The sequence below is a fragment of the Streptomyces sp. NPDC055078 genome (assembly GCF_053607985.1).
Map to the genome: position 1 here is coordinate 1 of NZ_JBSGUP010000713.1, position 4,094 is coordinate 4,094.

3 protein-coding genes are annotated in these 4,094 nt (G+C 72.9%); all 3 read left to right on the forward strand.

Going from position 1 to position 4,094, the window contains the following annotated elements; all coding sequences use genetic code 11:
- The first annotated feature begins 34 nt into the window (after positions 1-34).
- Positions 35-1,321: an HRDC domain-containing protein gene (locus ACWF94_RS35310; RefSeq protein WP_453498239.1), complete on the forward strand. Its 1,287-nt coding sequence runs from the start codon at positions 35-37 to the stop codon at positions 1,319-1,321.
- Positions 1,322-2,081: 760 nt separating this feature from the next.
- Positions 2,082-3,302, forward strand: coding sequence for a thiolase family protein (locus tag ACWF94_RS35315; protein WP_453498242.1), 1,221 nt, complete (start codon positions 2,082-2,084; stop codon positions 3,300-3,302).
- Positions 3,299-4,094, forward strand: a 796-nt coding sequence (locus ACWF94_RS35320) for an enoyl-CoA hydratase/isomerase family protein (RefSeq protein WP_453498245.1), incomplete at its 3' end; no start/stop codon positions are given. The genes ACWF94_RS35315 and ACWF94_RS35320, both read left to right, overlap by 4 nt.

Below are 4,094 nucleotides of genomic sequence, written 5' to 3' on the forward strand. Positions count from 1 at the left end.
ACGGGCGCACTCCGTTCACGGATACCCTTGACACGTGACCGACGCCCAAGACACCGCAGCAGAGACCGCACTGCGAACCGCCGGGGGCGCTCCCCCGGACGCCGGCGTCGCAGCCGTAGACCTTCCTACCCCGCTGCTGGAGCCCCGGGAGGGCGTTCCCCCGGTGGTCGCCGACGCCACCGCGCTGGCCGGGGTGATCGCCGCGTTCGCCGCGGGCACCGGTCCCGTCGCCGTCGACGCCGAGCGCGCCTCCGGCTACCGCTACGGACAGCGGGCCTATCTCGTCCAGCTCCGCCGGGAGGGCGCGGGCAGCGCCCTCATCGATCCGGTGGGCTGCCCCGACCTCACCGAACTGGGCGAGGCCCTCGCCGGTACGGAGTGGATTCTGCACGCCGCGACCCAGGATCTGCCCTGTCTGCGGGAAATAGGCATGGTCCCCACCCGGCTCTTCGACACCGAGCTGGCCGGGCGGCTCGCCGGGTTCCCCCGCGTCGGGCTCGGCGCGATGGTCGAGTCGGTCCTCGGGTACGCGCTGGAGAAGGGCCACTCCGCGGTCGACTGGTCCACCCGCCCGCTGCCCGACCCCTGGCTGCGGTACGCGGCGCTCGATGTGGAGCTGCTGATCGATCTGCGCGACGCCCTGGAGACGGAGCTGGACCGGCAGGCCAAGCTGGAGTGGGCCCACGAGGAGTTCGCCGCGATCGCCGCCGCCCCGCCGCCGCCCCCGCGCAAGGACCCCTGGCGGCGTACGTCCGGGATGCACAAGGTGCGCCGCCGCCGGCAGATGGCGGTCGTACGGGAGCTGTGGACGGCCCGGGACAAGGCAGCCCAGCGGCGTGATGTGTCACCGGGGAAGATCCTCAGCGACAGCGCGATCATCGAGGCCGCGCTGGCGCTGCCGCCGAATGTGCAGGCCCTGACCGCGCTGACGGGTTTCGGCCACCGGATGGGGCGGCGCCAGCTGGAGCAGTGGCAGTCCGCCGTCGACCGCGCCAAGGCCCTCCCGGACGTCGAGCTGCCCCAGCCCGGCCAGACCGTGAGCGGCCCCCCGCCGCCGAGGTCCTGGGCGGACAAGGACCCGGTCGCGGCGGCCCGGCTGTCCGCCGCGCGGGCCGGCGTCTCGGCGCTGGCGGAGAAGCTGAACCTGCCACAGGAGAACCTCATCGCGCCGGACACGGTACGGAGAGTGTGCTGGGAGCCGCCCGCGGAGCACTCCGTGGAGGCGGTGTCCGCCGCGCTCGCGGTGCTCGGGGCGCGGCCCTGGCAGATCGCGCAGGTGGCCCCGCTGCTGACTCGCGCGCTCTCGGCCACGGCCGTGTGAGCCTTGGCCTGGTGGGCTTGGCGGGCCCGGCGCGGACCTGGCGGGCCCGGCCACGGGGCCGGACCGCCCAGCCTGCGCCCAGGGGCCCAGCCCCCGCCCCTGCCCCTGCCCCTGCTCCCGGGGGACCTTCCCCCGGGGCATTTGCCCCGACCCCCGCTCCTCGATCCCCTCAGGGCTTCGCCCGGGACGGGGTGCCTCCGATGCAGCCAGGGAGTGCCCCCAGGCGGAGCTGATCTGTCGGGTCCCCGCCGTCGGCACCACGCCACCGCCGTGGCGGCACGCCCTCCGGGCGTGTCCTCAATCGCCGGACGGGCTGAATGTGCGACCCCCGGTCCGTACCCTTCAGCTCTGTCTGGGGGCACCTCCCAGGCGAACCCCGCGGGGAAGAGATCATGCCCAGACAATCCAGCCCCGCCGGCGATTGAGGCGCTGGGGGCACCTCCACGCCCGCTAGGGCGTAGGGGGCGGGTTCGGGGGCGGCGCCCCCGGTACGGACCCGCGGGTACGGACCCGGGTGCGCACCGACACCGCACCGGCTGAGCCATCCGGACCCGGATCAGCACGACCAGCCCCGCCGGGCGAGGCCCGGGGGCGCGGGCCCCGGGGTGTAGGCCCCCGGAGTGGAAGTTCGTGTGACGTTCGACGCTCGGGACGTGGGGGCTGGGCACGATGGTTACCCACAAGTAGCATGAGGGGCGGGAAAGCGCGCGCTCAGCGCGCCCCGCAGCAGTGCCATTCCGCACCCTGGAGGAGAGCCATCGTGCCTCGTACCGTCAGGGACGTCGTCTTCGTCGACGGCGTCCGCACCCCCTTCGGCAAGGCGGGCCCGAAGGGCATCTATCACGAGACCCGGGCCGACGATCTCATCGTCAAGGCGATCCGGGAGCTGCTGCGCCGCAACCCCGGCCTCGACCCCGCCCGTATCGACGAGGTCGCCATCGCCGCCACCACCCAGATCGGCGACCAGGGCCTCACCCTCGGGCGTACGGCCGGAATCCTGGCGGGGCTGCCGCAGTCCGTGCCGGGGTACTCGATCGACCGGATGTGCGCGGGGGCGATGACCGCCGTGACCACGACCGCCGGTTCGATCGCCTTCGGCGCGTACGACATCGTGGTGGCAGGCGGGGTCGAGCACATGGGCCGGCACCCGATGGGCGAGGGCGTCGACCCCCACCCTCGGTTCGTGAGCGAGAAGCTGGTGGACGAGTCGGCCCTGTTCATGGGCATGACCGCCGAGAATCTGCACGACCGCTACCCGGCGATCACCAAGGAGCGCGCGGACGAGTACGCCGTACGCTCGCAGGAGAAGGCCGCGAAGGCGTACGCGGACGGAAAGATCCAGCAGGACCTGGTGCCGGTGTCGGTCCGCCGCACCGACCCGCAGGCGGGCGAGACCGGCTGGGGCCTGGCCACCCAGGACGAGCCGATGCGCCCCGGCACCACCCGGGAGAACCTGGCGGGCCTCAAGACCCCGTTCCGCCCGCACGGCCGGGTCACCGCGGGCAACGCGGCCGGGCTCAACGACGGCGCCACCGCCTCTCTCATCGCCTCCGAGGAGGTCGCGCGCGAGCTGGGCCTGCCGGTGCGGATGCGGCTGGTGTCGTACGCGTACACCGGGGTCGAGCCCGAGGTGATGGGATACGGCCCCATCCCGGCCACCGAGAAGGCGCTCGCCAAGGCGGGCCTTTCCATCGGGGACATCGGCCTGTTCGAGATCAACGAGGCGTTCGCCGTCCAGGTGCTGGCCTTCCTGGACCACTACGGCATCGACGGCGACGACCCGCGCGTCAACCAGTACGGCGGCGCGATCGCGTACGGCCATCCGCTGGCCTCATCGGGTGTCCGGCTGATGACCCAGCTGGCCCGCCAGTTCGAGGAGCAGCCGGGGGTCCGCTACGGGCTCACCACCATGTGCGTCGGCTTCGGTATGGGCGCGACGGTCGTCTGGGAGAACCCGCACTTCGACGGAGGCACCAAGTGAACACCGCTGAACTCCTTAAGGGCGCGGCCGTGCTGTTCCCCGACGAGGTCGTCACCAGCGCGCATGTCCGCCATCTCGATCTCCCGTCCGGTGCGGGCAGGTTCGCGCTGATCACGCTGGACAACGGTCTTGACCACACCAGGCCGACCACCTTCGGGCCGCAGTCGCTCGCGAACCTCGACGCCGCGATCGACCAGGTCGAGCGGGAGGCCGCCGACGGCTCGATCGTCGGCGTCGGCCTCACCGGAAAACCGTTCATCTTCGCCGTGGGGGCCGACCTCAAGGGCGTGGAGCTGCTGAAGCGGCACGAGGACGCCCTCGCCATCGGCAAGGGCGGCCACGAGGTCTTCAAGCGGCTCGCCGCACTGGCCGTGCCGACGTTCGCGTACTACAACGGCGCGGCGATGGGCGGCGGTGTCGAGGTCGGACTGCACTGCACCTACCGCACCGTCTCGAAGGCCGTGCCGGCGTTCTCGCTGCCCGAGGTCTTCCTCGGTCTCGTCCCGGGCTGGGGCGGCTGCGCGCTGCTGCCGAACCTGATCGGCGCGGACCGCGCGGTCACGGTCATCATCGAGAACTCCCTCAGCCAGAACCGTCAGCTCAAGGGCGCTCAGGTCTTCGAACTCGGCATCGCGGACGCGGTCTTCGATGGCGCGGACTTCCTGGAGCGGTCGCTGGTGTGGACCGCGTCCGTCCTCAGGGGCGAGACGACCGTCGAGCGCGCCCCGGTCGACCGGGGCGCGGCCTGGGACGACGCCGTGGCCCGGGGCCGCGCCGTCGCCGACTCCAAGG